Origin of the sequence: Streptococcus sp. 2020WUSS084, assembly GCF_044427445.1 — a bacterium.
Classification (GTDB): domain Bacteria; phylum Bacillota; class Bacilli; order Lactobacillales; family Streptococcaceae; genus Streptococcus; species Streptococcus suis.
The window spans coordinates 45,083-64,158 of sequence record NZ_JAOTGC010000010.1; the positions used below are offsets into that span (position 1 = coordinate 45,083).

The 19,076-nt window shown below is 35.6% G+C and carries 16 protein-coding genes and 1 pseudogene; 3 read left to right on the forward strand and 14 right to left on the reverse strand.

The window, feature by feature from the left end; genetic code table 11:
- Together ODU50_RS06970 and ODU50_RS06975 are read right to left on the reverse strand one after the other, a co-directional pair.
- On the reverse strand, positions 1-1,455 hold the full coding sequence (locus tag ODU50_RS06970) for an extracellular solute-binding protein (RefSeq protein ID WP_105153582.1): 1,455 nt from the start codon (positions 1,453-1,455) through the stop codon (positions 1-3).
- A gap of 9 nt (positions 1,456-1,464) precedes the next feature.
- Complete coding sequence (locus ODU50_RS06975) at positions 1,465-3,165, reverse strand: glycoside hydrolase family 13 protein (RefSeq protein ID WP_013730216.1); 1,701 nt, start codon at positions 3,163-3,165, stop codon at positions 1,465-1,467.
- A 63-nt stretch (positions 3,166-3,228) separates the two neighbouring features.
- Between ODU50_RS06975 and ODU50_RS06980 the strand changes: the two genes are divergently transcribed.
- A complete protein-coding gene (locus ODU50_RS06980) occupies positions 3,229-4,023 on the forward strand; it encodes a LacI family DNA-binding transcriptional regulator (RefSeq protein WP_023369586.1) in 795 nt (264 codons plus the stop codon).
- Positions 4,024-4,472: 449 nt separating this feature from the next.
- Here ODU50_RS06980 and ODU50_RS06985 read toward each other — a convergent pair whose 3' ends face one another.
- Positions 4,473-5,249, reverse strand: coding sequence for an InlB B-repeat-containing protein (locus ODU50_RS06985; RefSeq protein ID WP_044679035.1), 777 nt, complete (start codon positions 5,247-5,249; stop codon positions 4,473-4,475).
- A gap of 276 nt (positions 5,250-5,525) precedes the next feature.
- Complete coding sequence (locus ODU50_RS06990; RefSeq protein ID WP_004194749.1) at positions 5,526-5,741, reverse strand: YdbC family protein; 216 nt, start codon at positions 5,739-5,741, stop codon at positions 5,526-5,528.
- Between the two features lie 91 nt (positions 5,742-5,832).
- Between ODU50_RS06990 and ODU50_RS06995 the strand changes: the two genes are divergently transcribed.
- Complete coding sequence (locus tag ODU50_RS06995) at positions 5,833-6,156, forward strand: hypothetical protein (RefSeq protein WP_024384625.1); 324 nt, start codon at positions 5,833-5,835, stop codon at positions 6,154-6,156.
- 19 nt (positions 6,157-6,175) lie between these two features.
- Here the strand turns inward: ODU50_RS06995 and ODU50_RS07000 are convergent, their stop codons facing one another.
- Both ODU50_RS07000 and ODU50_RS07005 read right to left on the reverse strand, forming a co-directional pair.
- Positions 6,176-7,462: a U32 family peptidase gene (locus ODU50_RS07000; protein ID WP_044761901.1), complete on the reverse strand. Its 1,287-nt coding sequence runs from the start codon at positions 7,460-7,462 to the stop codon at positions 6,176-6,178.
- A 176-nt stretch (positions 7,463-7,638) separates the two neighbouring features.
- Positions 7,639-8,568 carry a peptidase U32 family protein gene (locus ODU50_RS07005; RefSeq protein WP_105153583.1) on the reverse strand — a complete coding sequence of 310 codons (930 nt, stop codon included), beginning with the start codon at positions 8,566-8,568 and terminating at the stop codon, positions 7,639-7,641.
- Positions 8,569-8,728: 160 nt separating this feature from the next.
- Between ODU50_RS07005 and ODU50_RS07010 the strand changes: the two genes are divergently transcribed.
- Positions 8,729-9,040, forward strand: a complete 312-nt coding sequence (locus tag ODU50_RS07010) for a DUF3270 domain-containing protein (RefSeq protein WP_105153584.1) — start codon at positions 8,729-8,731, stop codon at positions 9,038-9,040.
- 25 nt (positions 9,041-9,065) lie between these two features.
- On the opposite strand, the gene nmlR is transcribed toward ODU50_RS07010, so the two are convergent.
- From nmlR to ODU50_RS07050, 8 genes and pseudogenes are all read right to left on the reverse strand, one after another.
- Entirely contained in the window at positions 9,066-9,476 is a 411-nt protein-coding gene (gene nmlR, locus ODU50_RS07015; protein ID WP_105138941.1) for a stress response transcriptional regulator NmlR, read from the reverse strand.
- A gap of 99 nt (positions 9,477-9,575) precedes the next feature.
- Positions 9,576-9,753: pseudogene (locus ODU50_RS07020) on the reverse strand (phage tail protein); the annotation flags it as partial.
- 130 nt (positions 9,754-9,883) lie between these two features.
- Entirely contained in the window at positions 9,884-10,717 is an 834-nt protein-coding gene (locus ODU50_RS07025) for a class C sortase (protein ID WP_105138940.1), read from the reverse strand.
- Between the two features lie 235 nt (positions 10,718-10,952).
- Complete coding sequence (locus tag ODU50_RS07030; protein ID WP_105152818.1) at positions 10,953-12,443, reverse strand: isopeptide-forming domain-containing fimbrial protein; 1,491 nt, start codon at positions 12,441-12,443, stop codon at positions 10,953-10,955.
- A gap of 101 nt (positions 12,444-12,544) precedes the next feature.
- Complete coding sequence (locus ODU50_RS07035; RefSeq protein WP_105152819.1) at positions 12,545-15,823, reverse strand: SpaA isopeptide-forming pilin-related protein; 3,279 nt, start codon at positions 15,821-15,823, stop codon at positions 12,545-12,547.
- A gap of 18 nt (positions 15,824-15,841) precedes the next feature.
- The gene (gene lepB / locus ODU50_RS07040; protein WP_032535241.1) at positions 15,842-16,444 is read right to left on the reverse strand and encodes a signal peptidase I; all 603 of its coding nucleotides are present in this window, start codon (positions 16,442-16,444) and stop codon (positions 15,842-15,844) included.
- Positions 16,434-16,733 carry a hypothetical protein gene (locus tag ODU50_RS07045; protein ID WP_023369568.1) on the reverse strand — a complete coding sequence of 100 codons (300 nt, stop codon included), beginning with the start codon at positions 16,731-16,733 and terminating at the stop codon, positions 16,434-16,436. Before ODU50_RS07045 ends, lepB begins: the two co-directional genes overlap by 11 nt.
- A 1,420-nt stretch (positions 16,734-18,153) precedes the next feature.
- Positions 18,154-19,002 carry a bifunctional methylenetetrahydrofolate dehydrogenase/methenyltetrahydrofolate cyclohydrolase gene (locus tag ODU50_RS07050; protein ID WP_024385039.1) on the reverse strand — a complete coding sequence of 283 codons (849 nt, stop codon included), beginning with the start codon at positions 19,000-19,002 and terminating at the stop codon, positions 18,154-18,156.
- Positions 19,003-19,076: the final 74 nt, after the last annotated feature.

Here is a 19,076-nt window from a genome sequence, read left to right on the forward strand (position 1 = left end):
CTATTCTAGTGTATGAATGGCATCACTAATTTGCTGAGTCACTTTTTCAAGTCCTTGTTTAAGATCTTGATTAGTTCTAAATTTTTTCTCTGATTCTGCGCGAAAAACATCTTTAGTAATATCAGCAAAAAATGTTTGAGTAGGGGTCCAAATTTGTGATACAGCCGAATTTGATGGCATTAATACAATATTATTATTTTCGAGCTCTCCATACACTGCTTCTGAAATTCCGCCGATTTCCTTTATTACATCTGATCTGGTAGGCACAATACCCAACATTTCATATCGTTTTAAAATATTTTCATAATTTGTAGCAAAATTTACAAAGGCAAGACTTGCATTTGGACAAGGAGTATAAGCACTAATTGCATAGCCATTCACTCCTCCCATTGTTTTTGTGTCAATCAACTCCGAATTAACATCCGTTAAATCACCACTTTTAGGTAATTGAGGTAAATTAACCATTACCAGATTCTCACTTGCTAAAGTCTCCGCCTCAATTGTAGACATCCCTTGGTGTTCATAATATTGAATCAATTCATCTAAAAAGGTTGAATAAACATCTGGTGTAGACATTGTTGCAAAAAAAGTCCCATCTGCAAGTTTACTATATGCACTTGTAGTTATCGTATCATCAATACTTTCTTCAGTCATAGCCGAAGCCAATTGCTGAATAACTTTTGCACCTTTTTCCGCATCCCCTGATGCAAATCCAATATCATTTGTATCTAAATTATCATTTCCAAAAATATATGCACCATAAGAAAACAAGAAACCGCTTGAAAAATATGAATCATACAAAGATTTCATATAGCCATATTTAGAAGAATCGGCAGCATGACGTTCTTGTGAAAATCTCAGTAAACTTGACCAAGTTTCAACCATGTCTGGGATTTGATTTTTATTGTCATCCCACTTACTTTCCCAATCAACTGGTAGTAAATCTTTGCGATAATACAGCATAGGTGTCTGAACATTCACAGGGACACCTAGAGTATATGTTGTTCCATCTAGATGATATTCAAATGCTTTCCATGCCATTGAAGAAGTTGTTTCATATGCATCCAAATCTTTTATTGGGAGGGGATAAATGTGTTTATCTTCTGCATATTTCATAATGACATCATTAGCCTGATACAGAACATCCGGTCCATAACCATAAGGACCATCATTAGCCAAATCAACATACTGATCTATGTTTGCATCTACTGCTATAATATTTTCATCAGCATACATTTCATTAAATGCTGCAATAAGTTCAGCAAAATATCCCTTTGAAATTGCTGTATTGTTTTCAAGAACTTTAATTGTAGCCCCATTTTCAAGTTTTCCAGTAAATATCATACTGTCATTCGTTGATTGATTCTTATTAGGAATAATCGGTGGACTAACACTAGCTAAAAACAAGCTTGTAATTGCAGTTACAGATATAGCATAAAGTGTTTTGAGTTTCATTTTTTTCACCTAAAATTCATAAAAAATATACCCATATCGTGACAAGAATCCATCACTATCTAATCCCCTAGATACAAGAGGAGTACCTTCAAAGCAAATCTTCTGTTTTTTTTCATCCAAATTTAAGAGGAAATGCACACTCTTTTCTTGCCACTTACGCTCCACATGAACCAATTCTCCTTTATTCAGAATTGATATATCACCATTCTGGATTGAGGTATTTTTTCTTGTAGATATGATTGCTTTAATATTGTTTAAAAATTCGTTATCCCATTCCTCTGTGTTCCAATTAAAGGTCCTACGTGAATCGGGATCGTATCCTCCTTCCAAACATATTTCTGTTCCATAATAGATACATGGAACACCTGGAAAAATAAACATTAAAGCCAAAGCAGCTAATACTTTATCTTTTGAATTTCCAACCTGTGTAAAGATTCGATGTGTATCATGGGAATCCAATAAATTTAAATTCATTTGGTTAACCTGTGTTTGATTCCTCATCAAAATATGATTCAGTCGTTCCACTAAATCTTTAGCCTTAAATCGGTCAAATGCGAAACAATCTAAACTTGCTTTTGTAAAAGCATAGTTCATTATACTATCATATTGATCTCCCATTAAATACGGATATGCATCATGCCAATTTTCACCAATTAAAACACAATCTTGCTTCACATCCTTGATTGCCAATCTAAATTGTCTCCAAAATTGATGAGAAACCTCATCAGATACATCCAATCGCCATCCATCAATATTTGCTTCTTTAATCCAGTACAGTCCAATATCTATCAAATGTTTTCTAACTTCTGCATTCGAGGTGTTCCATTTTGGCATATAGTAGCACGAAGCAAAGCATTCATAATTAACCTTTTCAATATCAGGGAAATCACCATCAATCATAAACCAATCATAATACGGAGAATCCTTCCCTTGGTTGATTACATCAATAAATTCTTTTGAATTCATACTGCAATGATTAAAAACAGCATCCAGAACAACTCTTATCCCTCGCTGATGACACTTACTAACAAGTTCTTTTAAATCTGCTAAAGTCCCAAATTGTTCATCAATCTCATAATAATTTTCAATATCGTACTTATGATTGGTGGGTGATTTAAAAATAGGAGTTAAATACAAAGCATTAATTCCCAAATCTAAAAGATAATCCAATTGATTAATAATTCCTCTCAAATCTCCACCAGCAAAACTTTTAGGTGTTGGCAGGTCTCCCCAAGACATATCAATGTATGACTGTTTTTTTAAGTTATCACCTTTAGCAAATCGATCAATAAAAATTTGATAGAAAGTACTCTCCTTCAACCAGTCGACTGTAGGAAAAATATCAATTTGATTAATGTATGGCATTTGAAAAAAATTATAAAAACCAGTATCAAAATGATAATACTCAGTTAGCCCATCTTCACTGAAAAAATAGCTTTGTGTATTTTTTTCTAGTCTAAAGATATATGCTAATCTTGTATCCGTAACTTTTAAATTTATTTCAAAATATGCAAATGTATTATCCTCATAACGAAGTGGAACTCTTAACTCCTTCCTGTCGAAATGATAATCATATTTTTTTCCATATACAAGATAGATATGTGTGTCTCTATCCTCTTTGGCCGTTCGTATCCTAATTACAACTTCATTTTGATCTATTGCAAAACAATATCTTGAATCTGGAATATGCAAAATTCCTGCTTCATTCATCACTTACATCTCCTACATTATTTTTAAGTTGACTTTTTGTTTTTTTTTTTATATAACAATCCTATGAAAAAGATTACCATAAAAGACGTTGCACGTGAGGCCGGGGTCTCCGTTGCTACTGTTTCCTACATTATCAACAATCGTGAAGACCAAAAAATTAGTCCTGAAACGCGTAATAAAGTTCTACAAATTATTAATTTATTGGACTATACTCCTAACCAAGCCGCAAAGTCACTTGTAACTCAAAAATCGCAAATTGTTGCCCTTCACTACAAGGAAGCCGAGTCCTATTTGCAAAAAGCCGAGCAACTTCATTTCATCAATAAATTAACGAACTTTCTACATAATAAAAATTACTATTTAATGTGTCTTAGTGAACATTACATTGAAAAAATAGATTTAGCTGATGTAATATTAACTCTTGACGTGGCTAAGGAAGATTTCTATAAAATCGGGAATGCCAATTTCTCGCCTCTAATTGCCCTTGATAGTTTTATTGATGATCCTGTGTTTTTTCAAATAAATTCAGATTTTCAAAAATTAAAAAAACAGGCTATACAATATTTTGGAGAGACTACTTTTACTTTTGTATCTCTGCCAATAAATGATGAAAAAAGAAAAGAATTAATTCAAAATACATTTTCTTCAATTAAATACGTTAAATCAGTGGAAGAACTAGATAACTTTGATTACAAAAATGTTTTAATTATTGATTCAATCTTGGAACAATTAATCTCGAACTATTACAACAAATTGTATATCTCAGGTTTCTCAGATGAAAAATTTGAAAAAATTTTTCAAGCTATCGAATGGGCTTCACAGCGTATTGAAATCAATAATCATAACATTGTTGTTTAGAAAGTTAGAGTAGCTATTTCTCGAGATTACATGCTAATACTTACTCATTTTCAAGTCCCTCCTCAGACATATAAAGCACCACCATTTTGTTTATTTATTGTAATAACTCTAACTATTTATGAAACAATTGACGATTGAAAATTGAACAAACTTGGTTCTCATCATAAACTGCAAGCGTAACTTGAATTTGACGTGGTGAGATAACAAATAATAAAAGAAAAACTAATAAACAGTGTCACTCCAACTGAACAACAAAATATTTAAATAATTTAACTAAATTGTCAAAAATTAAAATCAAACTGGATAAGGGAGGAAACAATTTTCTCCCTTAAAAATTTCTTCACTCCTGTGTCAGCGAGTTTTTCAACAAATTTTTTATCTTGTTGAAAAAACTCGCTTTTTTAAAATTTCACAAACGGTTAGGTAATCTAATTCATTTTTTAAACTTACTAGTTTTCATACGTCCAAGCAATCGTATCAAAATTATTTATATTAAAGGATTCTTTCTTTGCTTCTGAATATTCGGAATTTTCAGTGTCATAAGTATCTTCAGCAGGATGTGTAATTAAAGTAAATGTATATGTTCCTGATTTTGCAATCTTAATATTCGACCGTTTGCTTGAAGTTTCACCAAGACCCCCAGAATTTTCAAAATAAGTTACACCATCTTTCTCAATTGTCTCCAAATATCCAAACCCTCTTTGATTTTCCCAACTACTATTTATTGCAAATTGAAATTCGTCACCTTCTTCTAAATTCATTGTAATCGAATAAATATTGCTTTCGTTACTTTCCTCTTTTATGAGTTTATGCTTATCACTTACGTTTGCCCCCCAATTTGATTCTTTAAGAATCTCACTATTTCCATTCCCTACAACAATAAAACTCCGAGTATCTTCTTTATAAGCTGAGAAACCAGCGTATAAGGATAAATCGCTTGTAATATTACTACTCTCAGTGAATTTTCGTGAAAAATCTGGTTTTACATACCATCCAACAAAGGTTTTTCCCTCCTTTGAAGGAGTGTATTTTAGTATATCTCCTGTTGATTTTACTTGCTCAGTTTTTAAAACTGTTGTGCCATCACTGTCATAGTAAGTAACTTTGTAGTTTGAAACTTCAGAAACAACTGAATTAGTCGAATTTGCTTCTTGGGAAGCTTGAGTGCAGGCAACCAAATTTAAAGAAAGTGCTGCAATAGTCAAAAAATATAGACATTTTTTCATGATACCACCTCGGATATTAATATTTTTCTAACTTAACTTAAACGTTTAAGTTAAGTTAATTTTATTGCAATCGCTTACAAATGTCAATACTTTTTCCCTAATTTTTATAAATTTTATTGAATATCAAAAAAATATTAAATTAGTGAAATATTAAATTAGTTATGTTTTTCCGAATTTCAAATAAAAACATTATGGACACATAATCTAATCCATAATGTTCTCTTCATTATTATTCACTTTGTAGAATTACTCCTTCTTCGCTTAGGCTTCCTTCATTTATTTATTAGCAAACGCGTCGAGTAGAACTTGAAATTCCTCATTACTAAGAGTGATTCCTTTCCCCATCTTGGTATGGTCAGGACTCCAGGTACGGATGTCATACTTGGCTGGTGCTCCATTAAAAGATACTCGATTAAGCTCCTTGGTCCATCCTTTATCATTTTCAGATAAGACCAATAATTTTTCTTCAATTTCAAATGTAAATTCTGCCATTTGTTACCTCCTCGCTTATCTATTCGAAAAAGCTTGTCATTTTTATAAAAATTAGATAATATAATTATATCAAGTTTGAAAGGATTATGCCATGAAGAGGTTTTTAGAAGTTATTTTCGAGCAGATCACCGTCTTTTTAGAACATGGCAAAGCTCCTAAGTCTATTGAGCCAGATAGCAAGGAAGAAATCAAGAATAACTTGGAGCTGGCTTTGTATAAAAAAGCTGCAGTCCATGTCATCTATGGCGATCGTAGTTTCACAGGTGACATTGTGAAATATGATACCAATCGCCAACGGATTATCATGAAAAATTTCAAACGTCAGGTTACCAGCATTATAAAAATCGAGGACATCAAAAAAGTTACCTTGGTTCCAGATAGCATCAAGACTTCTCAACAACAAACAAAAGGCTGAAATTTCAGCCTTTTTATGTTTATGCACGAATAGTTAGGGATTGTCCATCTTCTTGGTAGAGGTTGATGAGGCCTGATTTGCAGGCACGAATCATGTCGCCAGGATAAATTTCACGGTCCAGCTTAATAGTTAAGAGTTCCATAGGCTTGTTGGCCCGGTCAATCTTTTCTCCATTTGAATCACGAAGGTCTTGGATAGTCGTTTCAAAATGACGGAAACCAGGTCCGTAGAACTCCACTTGGTCGCCTTCGTTGATAACATTGCGTTGGCGAATGGTGGCGGTCATGTTTTCCTTGTCAAAGGCTACTACTTCCGCGATGAATTTGTATTCTGGAATTTTACGGCGGGCACCGAAGAGCTGCTCATTTTCACTCGGTGGGCTGTAGTAGAAACCTGTTGCCAATTCGCGTTGGGCAACCTTCCACATTTCATCAATCAGGTCTTGTTTGATTGCCTCAAACTTCTCTGGGCTTTCAAGATAAGCATCTACCGCTGCCTTGTAGCAGTTGGTTACGGTTGATACATAGTGGACGGATTTCATCCGGCCTTCAATTTTCAGGCTATCAACCCCATTTTCAATCATGTCTGGAATATGGTCAATCATACACATATCCACCGCAGACATAGAGAACTCCTCTGGGATTTCCCCCTTAATCGAACGACGTTCTTCGCCAAATGGGAGGTCATAGAGGTTGTACTTCCAGCGGCAAGACTGGGAGCAACCACCGCGGTTGGCATCGCGTTTGCTCATGTGGTTGGAGAGGACGCAACGGCCTGAGTAGGAGATACACATGGCTCCGTGGACAAAGGCTTCAATCTCCACGTCTGTCCGTTTGCGGATTTCAGCCACTTCTTCCATGGTCACTTCACGGGCTAAAACGACACGGGTCAAGCCCAATTCCTTCCAAAACTCAAAGGTTTCGTAGTTGGTAGATGATGCCTGGGTTGACAGGTGAATTTCAAGACCTGGTGCTTCGGTTGCACAGATAACGATGAGGGCTGGGTCGGAAACGATAACCGCATCCAAGCCCATGTCTCGTAGTTCACGGAACCAAGCTCCCGCTCCTTCTTCATTGCCTTCGTGGGTGACCATGTTGGCAGCTACATAGACCTTGGCTCCACGGGCATGGGCATATTCGATTCCTTCCCGCATCTCATCCATGGTAAAGTTCCCTGCACGGCTACGCAGACCGTAGGCCTGGCCACCGACAAAGACAGCATCAGCACCATAATCAATGGCTACCTTCAATTTCTCCAAAGTCCCAGCAGGTGACAAGACCTCGGGACGCTTTAATGTTTTTGACATAATAAACTTCTTTCTATTTACGACGGTTTCCACGTGAAAACGATACTTTTTCATGTGGAAACCTAGTACAGAGTTTAGAAAATCGCCCAAAGGTGTTTTCGTACTCTGACCTTACATAGTAAGTGACAGAGCTAACTCTGCCAGGTTAAAGTAAATAAATTGTGCTATAAATATTGTTATTTAACCTTATTGCGGTCAAATTCGTAGAAGCCTGTATCCAAGCCACGTTCAGCTGGATGGAGCTTGCGCACCTGTTCATCCAAAAGGAAAGCCTGATCATAAGTGAATTCGCCTTTTTCAATCAAATCTCTTGCTTGAACAAAAAGCTTAACAATTTCAACAAAGTTCTGACCAGGGCAATAGATACCATCAAGCTTCCAATTATGATAACCATGTTCATCTAATTCTGACAGCTTGGTCATCATATCAATGTCATTGTTGATAAAGATATGGGTACCGTGCTTGTCCTCAAAGATAGAATAGTGGCTATCTGGGTCGCTCGGCTCAGCTAAGAAAAGTCCGCGTCCACGTGACAAATCTGTCTCATCAGCCTTTGTAAAATTGTAGTAATTCTGTAACAAGGTTCGTTTAGAATGGTGAATAACAGAGGCGCCGTAGACCAAGATTTCCGCTGGCATTTCCAAGTTCTTAGCAATATCAAAGAGTTCTTCCGACGGAATCTCTCTTGCCAAAACAGCCTCTACTGCTCCATGATCTTTCCAAAAGTTAATCTGACGGCTGGAAGTCACAAAGACAGATGTATCATAGATTAGCTTGAAATTGTAGCCATCACGTTTATTGATATAGAAAATTCCAGTATCTCCGACAACCAGATAATCAACCTTGATTTCCCTCATTAGCTCCATAAACGGTTTGATATTGTCCATCATATCTTGGTGCATGAGGGCATTGGCAGCGACCGTCAATTCCTTCCCAGCGCTATGAACTAGCTCTGCTATTTCCCTGAGTTCATCATAGGTAAAATTTGTTGGGATGCGAAGAGCATGGTCGGCTTCACCTACATAAATGCGGTCAACGCCTGCTGTAAGCAGTTCCTTGACCTGTTCAATACTTTCAGCTGTTGCTGTAATGATAATTTTTCCCATAAGGATAATTATATCAAAAAGAGAAATATCTGATAAGTGACTAGCTGTGTTTTAATATTCAGACTTTTCTAATATCCTTCTTGTAACATTATTGTAATATAAATGACATAATAATTCATCAATGATATGGTATTCTTTAAGGAGCAGAAAAGGAGACGATATGCCATTAAGACACTATCAGTCCCATGAGTACCAGTACGAAGAGTATATCCCGAAAGAGAAAAAGGCTAATTTTCAAACCTATCAAGCAAAAAATACCAATAAAGAACGTCTAAAGGAATTGTTGTTTTTTGTTAATATCGCATTTTTTAGTTTGATAACAGTCATCGCTAGTTATGTCTATCTATCCGTAGGCATTCCTGTTTTTATTGCCATCATATTGGCAAGTGCGACGGGTTTTCTTGGACTACGTTTGGTTCAAATTGGACTAAAGAAGAAATTTAAACCCAGACAAGTTATCAGAAAAAATTAATAATGAAGTATGAAGACAGAGAAAGTTATTCTCTGTCTTTTTTGCATGAACCACTGCCGTCTGTAAACAATTGATTTTCTGCACCTCTTAATATAGTCTGGTAATTTTCTATCTTATAATCTAAACGTTCTAGAGCTTGCTGAATTTCCAACAATCGTAACTGCAGGACTTCCCGTTCCTCTTTTAGTAAATCAATCCGGGCTTCCACAGTACTATCGCCAGCCTGCACCAAGCCCATATACTCAATCAAGCGCTCAATAGACATACCAGCACTCCTAAAGCAGCGAACAAATTCCAAAACGGCTACATCATTTTCCACAAAGTCCCTTACTCCAGAAGATTTTCTTGCAATTTTGGGAATAAGCCCTATCCGTTCATAGTAGCGAATGGTATCTGCCGATAGACCTGTTACATCACTAACTTCTTTAATGTTCATATTCATTCTCCCTTAGTTTTGTATATCTATTATATACCTTTAAGTCAACTCTAAGTCAAGTATGCGACAAAAAATCTGGGTTTCCCCAGATTTGCTATTTTATAAATAGTCCCCTTTAACCACAAAGAAGCTGCCACGGATTTCGCCTGCTAGTTTGAAGCCGTTGGCGGGCAAACTTGAATTTGCCTTCAAATTCTTTGGGAATTTCAATGCCGTCTGACAATTTGAAACCGACCGATCGCTTGCCGCCTTCTTCAAGCGTATAGAGGACATTGACATATCGTCATTTGGTTTATCTTCTATTTCACCTTTTGGATGATTGGGAGTTGGAAAAATCTCCCTTTCCTAAGCTTAAAAGCTAAAGAACAAAGTCGAATAGTCTGACATTCTTTGCGATACTATCTAAGTCACATAAACAAATTTACTTCTTTTTTTATAAAAAATAAACTCCAAAGTAGTCCTAATAAACATAAAGCAATAAAAGGAGAAACCAGTATAGGTTTTACAATTGATCCCTCTGAGACTACTTGCTTAGTAAGTAGTTGATTTTCAATTCGGTGACCTCTAACTAATAATCGGTGGCTATTAACACCATAAGGTGTGCAAGTCACAAGGGTTACGAAATCCTCATTCGGATCTATCATCAAAGGAGATACATCATCTGGAGTAACCGTAATAATTTTATCAATTTCGTATGTCAGAGTGTTATCTAAAACTTGTATCATAAATGTGTCCCCTATAACCAGCTGATCTAAATCAGAAAACAGTTTTGCAGAAGGCAATCCCCGATGTCCTGAAATAGCAGCGTGACTTCCCTGACCGCCAATGGGAAGGGAAGTCCCAGCAAGGTGACCTACTGCTACCTGCAATACGGCATCATCCGTTCCGTGATAAATAGGTAACGTTGTCTGTAATTTAGGAATTTCTACATAGCCCATAATACCAGTATCTGTGATATTTAAAATTGATTCATACTTTTTTAAAGCTACACTGTCTATATTTAAATTAGGTATTGTCCCCTTTTCGAGCGTGCTATTATATGCACTAACATTTTCTAAAATTTTTTGTTTTTCTTCTTTTGAAATATCCAATAATTTCTCAGAATAAGTAGCTACTGCTTCTGATTGATAATGTGAGTTCCAATAATCACTTACTGTTGGATATAATAACAATAATAGGCCAGTTATTAAGAAAAAGACTAGCAGACTCGTTATGTAATTATTTTTAGATTTGGAAATCATAATAACCTCATTTTGAATAATAGGAAAAGAGGCTGGGAAAAAGGCCAGCCTCGCTTCTCAGAGTTCGTGTCTACATCTCAGCGTAGTGGTTGATTGGGTTTAACAGTCCACTGGACTGTTAAAGGTTGGAGATAGGAGTTGCAAAGCAAATCTCAGTAATTCATGTTTTACGCTTCAAATCTGACCTCTACGACTGTTGCGAACAAGTTAGCTTAATTTCCAACCTATTCCAAATTTACTTAAGGTCTACACGTTTCTTCGTCACAAGAAGGACTGCTGAACTGATTGCAAACAATGCCCCAATAAGGTAAAGCATCTTTGTCCCAACGCTACCTGTTGACGGCAGTAATGAACCTTTTTTATTAATGACATTTGTTGAGAGAGAGCCATCTTGCAAGTTTGAAGTAAATTTCAATTCTTCGTTACCTGACAGTTTGTTCAATGTTGGCATTGCAGACTCAATAGTATATTCCGCAGTAATTGTAAACTCAAGTGGCTTGATTGTATTGTAACCACTTGGAGTGGTAGTTTCTTCTAATTTGTAGTCTCCAGCATCAAGGCCTTTAAATTCAAATTTAGTTAGTTCACTACCTTTTATTTCATCACCAACCTTTTTCCAATCATTCTTTACTTTTTTATAAAGAGTAAATCCTGCACCTGTCAAAGCCTTCCCATCCTGGTCTTGCTTATTTACAATGGTTTGGTATGTAAAGACAATAACTACATCTTTCGGTGTTCTACCCTGTCCTTCACCTTTAGAGTTAGGATTGTTTGAGTACACTAACTCAACTTCATTTCGGTTTCCCTGTCCACCAATAACAGCTTCTGAAGTTAATGTTGCTGTATATTCTACAACCACTTTAGTTTTAGAATTGATTTTGTGATTTTCAATAGATTTCAAATTTTCAATAGAGATTTGAAGTTCTTTAGGATTTTTACTAATTTTAAATTTGTCTGTGACTTCAACTCTATCTTCACCTTCGTTTTCTAAATAAATTTTAGCATTTCCATCATAGTTTAATCCTTTAGATAAAGTATCAACAAATTCAAGGTTATATGTTTGATAATCATCAAAATTACTTGGTAGGGTTGCTGTCAATTTAAAAGGAACTTGGTCATTAAAATCATAATCTGCTGCATCTTGCCAATTTGATTCTACACCTGTGGTATCATTTTTATCTTTAACTTTCTTTTCAACGGTTGGAATGTCACTTTTTAAAGTAGCTTCTGCATCTCCGACAACTTTCAAAATAAAGCGAGTATAAGAAGTATTTGTTTTCTTATTCGTAGCTTCTTGTGAAAAATCTTTATCTTTAACTAGGTAGTAACCCGGCTTTAACCCAGAGAGAATTGTCTTGTCAGCAGTACTCACAACTGATTTTGAAGGAGCCCCTTTTAAATGTTCTCCAGCTTTAAATGCAAACTCCTTAACTTTGTTAGAGTCGTCATTTTCCTTACCTAATAAATCTACAATATCCGTTACCTCTTTCTTTTCTTCAAAAGTAAAAGGTGTAACATCAGAGCCCCATCCAATATTTGAAAGTGTCTTACCGTCTTCTGAAATTTCACCTTTAAAAATTTGGTAGGCTTCATAGGTATGACCAGCTGTTGTTCCATTGATTGTTAAACTGTAATTTCTAGATTCCTCAGCAGAAACCTTTAGAATACCCAAGGCATAGAACATGACTGTAAAAAATACTGTAAAGATTGTTATTAACTTTTTCACGAAAATATCCTTTCTGACTTTAAAAATTTTTTATAAAATAATTTTTCATCATTTTCTGCAGTTATAGCACAGTCTCTCCTCCTATAACGCATATAAATGAATCAACTATACAAATTAAATTTATAGAATAGTCCTCCCGCAACAACCAGTAATACTATTACTCCCAATAAGTAATACATGATTACACCTGGTCCACCTGCATTAGGCAACACGTATTTTCGGGTAGAGACATTTCTTATAGTTATTATCCCCGAAACAATGGCTGCATTTTCTGGAGTGGTTACATCCACCTCATTATTCTTAGATTGATAGCTAGTGTTATAACCAATTATTGGATGCTCCTGTACGAAATAACTGTACGTAACAGTCTCTCCTTCTTCCTTACCTTTTTTAGGAAGTTCATGATATGTCTTACTCCAATTCATCGTATGATTGAGGGTCTCGCCACTCAAATAATCTTTTATAATTTTACGTCCGTCATCAAAATGAACTATTTGCTTCAAATCATAGCTAATCTCTCCGTTCACACGGTCCGTTGGCTGCTTATCTGCTGTAAACCATTGTTTATTGACCGTAATGCTTGTCATATTTAACTTCTGGTTTTTTATCGTCAATATCCCCTTAACAATAGCTGCTTCTGCTGGATTTACCGTATCAGCATTACTCTCATTCAAATAACGAACACTATAGCCTGGTAGGGGGACTTCCTCTACATAATAAGCATAGCTAACCTTTTGTTTAGCTTCATTTACACCTGATATTGGTAAATTATCATATCGTTTTGTCCATTGTTCAGCCGCAGTTAAGGTCTGGTTAGCTTGATACACTGTTGTTGTCTTCGTTCCATCTTCTGTCGTGGAAATTTGGTTAAGATTATACGTAATGGAAGAAATTGTTGGTTCTCCAATCTCACTTCCATCCTCATTTAACCACTGCTTCCTTACAGTGATTGATGTTTTTGTTGGCACAACTTCTTTTTTATTACTAATAGTAATAACCGGGGTTTTACGCTCTGCTTCTCCGGCTGATTCAGCCTGTGATGCAACAACACTTGCACTAACACTAACTGAATTGCTACTCCATCCTGTAAATCCCCATGTCGCTGTCATATTGGTAGCAGCAGTTGGAACCCGTAATTTTTCTGTAATTTTAATTAAAAAACCATTGCTATACTTACCAGTCGCAGCATCATAAAATTCATTCTTTTCTATAATGATTGCAGAGGAATTAGGATTATATTGAGCACTAGTTATTTTCTCTAATCCATCAGTCCCTCCATGCATACTATCAGGCATATAGGTATGTTTAAGAGCATTTGGAACCTTAAATATTTCAAGGTTAGTAATATCAGTTTGACCTTGGTTATCAAGAGTAATTTGATGTTTCCCCCAAAGAAAATTGGCAACATAATCTCTAGATAGGTCATTCCCGTTATTGATATAAATAATTCGTTCAACTTCTCCAGTAAGACGATTAACAGAGGCTACCTGATTACGGATTTTTAATCCTTTAGCTACACCGCCCGGCATTTCTCTAGAAGCTCCATAATCAATATAAAATGTTTTTGAAGGTTGATTTTGTCCATCTATAACATTTGTAAAACTTTGTTTACCTGAATAAGGTACATTCTTCAAATCCGCTCCCATAGTCGCATAACTTGCTGAAAGCTTGATATTCTGTTCTCGTCGTACATAATCATTGAATGTATAAATAAAGCTATTTGTCGCTTCATCATACCTTCCTGTAGCTACAACCGTATCTCCAACTTTCAAAGGAATAGGCGGTAAAGTACGTTCTCTAATCCCTGTAGGTGATAATTTACTATCCAACTTAATTGTGAAGGAATCTCCCGGTTGAGTATCTGGTTTAACTTTAAGTTCAAAAGCTAACTTTATAAACTCTCCACTGGTCATCCACACTGCATCTTCATTATCTTTTTTTGTATCACTTCGCGTGGAAGTCAGCTCGTATTTTAATACCTCAACTACATTTTCTACTTTAGGCTGCCTAATAATAGTATTACCACGGGACTCTGATATTTTCTCTTCAGATGTTGAATCGGTGGATTTTATATATTTGGCTTCCACAATTCCGTAATGATTAACTCTGATTTCATAGTAATCATTCAATAACTGATAACCTTCAGGCGCTTTAGTCTCTCTAAGGGTATACGTTCCTTTCGTTAGATTTGAGAATACAGTCCCCTTTGAATCGCTAGTAGTAGTTATCGTTTGCATAACTTTACCAGTTGAATCAGAAAGAGTAAATACAGCACCTGCTAATGCCTTCCCTTTCTCATTTACTTTCTTCAAAGTAAAGCTTCCACTTTGTTCAGCTATCTGAACATTTGACGCCGAGCGTAAAAAGGAATCCATTGAGACAGTTGCTTCTGTCACTTCTCTTGTTAATACAAAGGGATCTTCCTTGCTTCCATTCCCTGTTTTATTTACCAATTCACTATTTGTTGCTGCTCGTTCAATTATTCGATAAGTCGCTGAGGAGTTTGCTACATTTTCCCATACTAACTGAGTAGAAGTTGCTTCATCCGGTGCTTCAATACTTTGAACAGCATTTTCAACTTCTGCTATTCTCCATGAACCATCTTCATTTTGAACTTGCAACTCTATATCAATAACGTCATCACTATCAAACTCATTCCATTCTTTTCTTGCATATAAAGTGATAGGCTTTTCAGCTGTCTCTACTAGTGTGTAGTTGAAGAAAGAATCTGAAGAAAATTCAATACCGGTGAGCCCTGTTTCATCTGTCTTTATTTCTGTTTTATCTGTTAAATCTTCAACACTATCTAAATCATTATTTTTGAAATGATAGAACTTCCATTTTGTCGAGCTTTTTTCTACAGGTATACTATTTTTAAATGTAAATGAAACCCTCACTTCTTTTTGAGGTTCGATTTTTTCTCCTGATTCAGTCAAAAAAGAAAGTTCGTAAGAATGAGCCTGCTGAATAATCTGAGAATTTTCCTCAAGAATAGATGATACTCTATCACTATATTTTGTACTATCTTCTGAAGGTAAAACCTGTAATCGAACAGGCTGTTCAAATGTATGAGCCTCATAGTTAACTTGTACAGTTATATTTTCATGTTCAGCGAATAAGCTTCCAGCAGATTGAACCTGTGCCAACTGTGACTCCGCCTGTTCTTCTTGAACTGGCTGTTCTACTGTTGTTGGCTGATTATAGACTGATTGCAGAACACTCTCCTGACTGTCTGTCTCTAAAGTAATGGCTGGTAAAATCAGCAAATATGATATTCCAAAAGCCATAATTATTGACAACGCTATAGTTATTTTTGCAGTCTTTTTCTCTCGAAAGTATTGCTGAACAAATTTAAACAATCTTTCCCATAATATTTTCATGTTTTCTATCTCCTTCCTTTATTTTATTACTCCCATTTTATGAAATGGCCATATCCGAAAGGTTAACTTTCCAACCAGTTGCTCCTCACCAATTGACCCAATAGCTGTATTTCTAGAATCAATAGATACACTGCGATGATCTCCCATTACAAAATATTGACCTTCTGGAACCTGGTACGGTAGTTTAATATCCGTTTGACCATAGGCCTTATCTTTAACATAGGGTTCGTCTAATGTTTTTCCATTTACATAAACATTCCCCTGCTCATCTATATTTACCCACTGACCAGAAGTGGCTACTACTCTTTTTACCAAAACCTTATTATTGTAGTAGAATGCAACCATATCTCCAGTTGAAAGTGTATTTGTCTTCACAGTTGCCACCATATCACCTGCTTCCAGAGTAGGAGACATGGAACTTCCATAAATATGCAGAACTGGCAACCATAACATGGCTATTAATACTGCAAGTGCAGCGACAGTAATAAGCGTGAAAATAGTATTTTTTAATGTCTCAAGATACCGCTCTTTATATCGTATTTTATCCAGCTCCTCTGACATTATTGATATACTGGGTAAATCTGATATGGTAACATAATCCTTATTTTTATTAGTCGCCATCCTCATCTGTTCTCCCTATTTCACAATTATCAGATTGTTTATGTGTAACTTTTTGAACTTGTTCAAGATAAATATTTGCAGCCAATTGTGCTTCTTCAAAAATCCTAGTAACTGCTAGAGACGCCTCCGCTATCGAACCAATTTCTCCCAAAACCGCTTCGCGATACTCAATTCTTTTTTCCAAATCTACTAATTTTGCTTGATAAGACTCTATTTCCTTTGCCTGCTCAACCAAGAGTTCAAATAATTCAGAACGCTTCAGTTTTCTAAGGTCTTTTGCATTTAACATTGCTTCTTCCTCTCTCCTTTTTGCTTATATTGCTTTCGCTACAAAATATATGCTTATTTACTTCTAAATATCACCTATCAATCAAAACATATACATTTTTGTGAATATAATACGATTAAATTAGCCTGTACATGATACCAAGCCAATCCTTAGTTTGTCAACAATGCCAATTTCTTAAAAAAACACAAAAAAATCAGAACTTTTTGCACACATATTTTTAAGTTAAAATATGTATGCAAATCGAAAAACTACTTCCTTCTGATTTCTCAAACAATTCCATTAATATAAATATTTTTTTCATAGCTAGTGCATCACTAGATTCCCCTCATTTGTTTCATATATTTTTTTGAAAAAACATACAAAAAACAAAGAAAAAACAATTTATTACATTACCCTGTATAAGGGATAAATTGTTTTTAGTAATGATTTGCAGATTGTAACTTATTTAAAATTCATCCTCCAACTTTAGATTTTTAGAAACGCATACACTGCTCCTATCTAGCGATAAATCGGAGAAGAAATATTTCCTAACGAATGATAGAGAAGTTCTTTAAATATAACGTAGAAGCTGTATTTGATAACAAATGTTTCTAACTAAATACTATTCACAAACCTCTATTACTCTTATGTGGGTCTATGAGTTTTATCCTATTATTACTCAGATAAGACTAGGAGTAAAAACCGTTCTATTAGCAATTTCACTGAAAACGTCCCACAATCACCTAAAACATTATAAACACAAAATGAAAGAGAGAAAGAACTAGACAGATAATACTCAATGAAAATCAAAATCAGACTAGACGACGAAGATGCAGATAAAACTGAAGTTCATCAAACCAAGTCAACAACGTCTGATTTTGATTTTCGAAGAGTATAAAAAAGAATTCGGCAATAAATCTTTATCCCAGTTGTTGAGCTGAAATAATCTGTCTCCAAACGTTTTTACTACACTGGGATGTTGGTCAAACTTTGAGAAATAGTATTGTTTTTTTGCCTAGGCTCATTTTTGCATACAAAAAAACCTGATCACACGATCAGGCTTTTCAGGAGATTATGAAAAATATTTAGGATTGAGTATAGTATAACCAATATTACTAAAAGTCACATCCGTCTTAAGACTGATTTATTGAATATGACCAATAAAATGAGTAGAGTCGCTTAAAAATAGACTTATTCATACGAGAACTGCAGTCATAATTTAAGAACCCGTATTCACAGTTCAACGCTTCTATTCTAAAGCTAGTCTTTAAGCTACTCATCATTAGTTTTTTTCAAAATACAATCAACATCCCCTCAAAAATTACCTTGATTAGCTAAATCTGTCTCTTAATATGAGTACTTCGCTTGTAAATACAGGTTCTAAGAATAGAGCTTTACCAAAGCAGGCATGGATATATTTATTTTTATTAAACTCTCTATCTTATTTTGCACTTCTGACACAAGCTTCATAGGTCTGTTCCATCAACATGGTAATAGTCATCGGACCAACACCACCTGGAACTGGGGTAATATAACTTGCTACTTCTGATACTTCATCGTATTTGACATCACCGATTAGCTTGCCATTTTCATCACGATTCATACCAACATCAATCACCACGGCACCTGGCTTAACAAATTCCTTGGTCACAAAATGACCACGACCAATGGCAACAACAAGAATATCGGCCTGACGAGCAAGATCTGGCAAGTTTTTGGTACGAGAATGTGCAATCGTTACAGTAGCATTGGCATCCAATAGCAGCTGTGCCATCGGTTTACCAACAATATTAGAACGACCAATAACTAAAGCAGACTTCCCTTCCAGCTCAATCTGATATTCCTTGAACATTTCCATAATTCCTGCTGGAGTAGATGGAATCATGACAGGATGACCTGACCAGAATTTCCCCATGTTAGTCGGATGAAAACCATCCACATCCTTATCTGGGTCAATAGCCAACAAGACCTTCTCCTCGCTGATGTGGGCTGGTAAGGGCAATTGCACCAAAATACCATGCCATTCATCATCCTGATTATAGCGCTCAATCAAATCCAACAAGTCTGACTCAGAAATCGTATCTGGAACGCGAACAACCTCACTCTTGAATCCAGCAGCTAGAGCTGACCGCTCCTTATTCCGTACATAAACCTGACTAGCAGGATTTTCGCCAACTAAAATAACTACAAGACCTGGTACCAAACCCTTTTCTTCTTTTAATCGAGCAGTTTTCTCCGCCAAGGCAGCCTGCATTTTTACACCTAGTGCTTTCCCATCAATGACCGTCATACCTACACTCCTTTTGTTTTTTCTATTATACCCTAAAATTCTCCGGCTGACTATACTTGTACAAAGTAGAATAT